This window comes from Tenacibaculum halocynthiae (assembly GCF_964512825.1).
In the GTDB taxonomy this organism is placed as follows: domain Bacteria; phylum Bacteroidota; class Bacteroidia; order Flavobacteriales; family Flavobacteriaceae; genus Polaribacter; species Polaribacter halocynthiae.
This window is the reverse complement of sequence record NZ_CAZELG010000047.1, coordinates 1-2,539: the sequence shown is the minus strand read 5'-3', so window position 1 is coordinate 2,539 and position 2,539 is coordinate 1. Positions and strand designations below refer to the sequence as shown.

Sequence of the window (2,539 nt, the reverse complement as noted above, 5' to 3'; positions counted from 1 at the left end):
TGGTGTTACCGTTACCGTTGCATTGTTTGTTGTGTTTCCAGTTGTACAGCCAAACTCTACAACTGCTACTGCTCCACTTACATCTACTGCATTGTTCTGATTCACAGTTACTGCTACTGGGGTTGTACATCCATTAGTTCCAGTTCCTGTGATTATATAATTTCCTGCTGGTAATCCAGTATAAGTTAATGTTCCAGAATTGAAAGTTCCTGCTACTGGAGCTATACTATACGTTAATGGATTAATACTATTATTTACCTCCGTTAATTGAATTTCTCCGGTACTTGTTCCATTACATATATCATCTACACTTGCTACTCCACTGAAACTTGGTGTTATCGCTGGTGCTACAACAACCTGCCTAGCAATTGAACATGTAGAAGAAGCATCAGTAATTGTTACTTCATAAGTTCCACTTGTAGTTACATTGTGTGTTGTTGAATTTGTTGCAAAACTTCCTGCTGTAATTGGAGGGTTTGCTGTTGCTCCTACTCCTAAAATGGTATAATTATAAGTTCCTCCTGAACCTGAAGTTACATTAACTGTAACTTGTGCTTGACCTGGTGTACAATTTAAGTTTTGACTAACCACTAAATTGAAATCAATATCAGGATGTATAGTTACTGCCTGTGTTGCACTCTCACAACCATTTGCGTCTCTAACAATAACTGTGTGATTACCTTCTGTAACGTTATTAAATGTATATGGGTCAGTTGATGTAGCTGCTGTGTATGTAGTTCCATTATCAATAGAATATTGATATGGAGCTAAACCACTTGCCATGTCAACAGTTATTGTATTATTAGTACCACAACTGTTTGAAGTTACTGAGTTAATAACTGGTAATTGACTTACATTTAAGCTTACATTTCCAATAACTGCAGAACATCCATTTGTATCTGTAGCTGTTACTTCAACCGTTACAGGTAATGTTTTGTCTGTAACATTTGCATAAGGAATATTAATAGACGTTGACGATGTTGGCGTCGTAATTCCTGTAGCATTAGTAATATTAAGGGCATACGTATACCCAGGGAAACCTCCAATAACATTTGTAATATTTACTGTACCATTTTGGCTACATGAAATATCATTTCCTTTAATCACATTTCCTGTTATAGGATCTCCTTCTTGAATAAGAGTATCTAAACTACCCCAAGAACAAGCACCAGATGTAACTTCTATATAATAACTTCCTGCATCTAAACCAGAAGCAGTAACCGTTGTTGATGTACCCGTATAAGAATGAGATATTCCACTATAAGGTGGTGTAGTTACTGCTACACCTACATTAGAGGCATTTCTCTTAAATAAAGTCCATGTGAATGGAGAAGTTATATCTGGACTACTTGTATCAATAGTAAATGTTATTTCACCATTAGATGCTCCGTTACATTGGTTTGAGTTAACTGCTGTTGTTATAGGTATGCTAGGTGTAAAATCTGCATATACATCTTCATTATTCTGTTTAATACAATCATCACTTGCATCACCTGGAATTGCTCCCCCTGCATTTTCGTTAGTATCTTTTACATAAAACACATACGTTAACCCTGGAGTCAATCCAGTAAATGTATAAGTCCTGTCTTGCGAAGGTACTGGTGCTGGTGGTGGTGGTGGTGGACTAGTAGCATCTGCATTATACCAAGTTCCTGTTGTATTAGATATTGCAAATTGAAATGGACCAACTCCTCCTACCGCTTCAACCGTTACACTAAAACCTGAAGCACAAGAACCAGGATTAGCTACAGGATTTACAATTAATCCATCAACTAAGAATGGAGTTATAAATTGTGGCAAAGTTTGCATACAAATAACAGTACCACCTCCATCAACAATTCTCATTGCTGGATTTACCACTGTTCCTGGGTCAATACCTAAAAATACATTTTCTGTATGATCCGCAGTCCAAGTTCCATTTAACCTTCTTAATTGTAATACATAAGGTGCAGATGGTAATGTTGTACCTGATAAATCATATTCAAAACCATAAGCACTATTATCTACTTCAAAATTAACACATGTAGCTGGTAATCTTCCATTTAAAGTTGCTGTTAACTCTGGCAACTCTATAATAGTAATAGTCTGGTTAGCTGGAGAACATGTATTTCCATCAGTTATTGAAACTGTATAAGTTCCTGCTGTTAATCCTGAAAAACTACTAGTTAAACTATTTGTTGTTGTGGTAGTATTAACACTTCCTCCATTAGTTATATTTATCGTATATGGAGCTGTTCCGTTTGCAATAGCAACATTAACTGTTTCTTGCTCTCCAAAACATTCAGGTGTAGTATTAGGTAAACTTAAAGTAAACGATGGATTTGTAGTTTGTCCTACATTTATCGTTGAACTATAGTTACACCCTGATCCATCTCGGATAAAGAAATCATAATCTCCTGATGCTGTAATTGGGAAAGTTGCTGTTGCTCCATAAACTGGGGTCGCTCCACTTCCGTTGGCTATTATTGCATAGGTATAAGTTCCATCTCCTCCTTGTGGTGTGATTGTTAAACTTCCATCATTACATGTAACATTTGTT

Annotated in this window: 1 protein-coding gene; it reads right to left on the bottom strand. The window is 36.3% G+C overall.

The window, feature by feature from the left end:
* On the bottom strand, positions 1-2,539 hold a 2,539-nt coding region (locus tag ACKTTQ_RS19155), incomplete at both ends, for a hypothetical protein (RefSeq protein ID WP_408050148.1).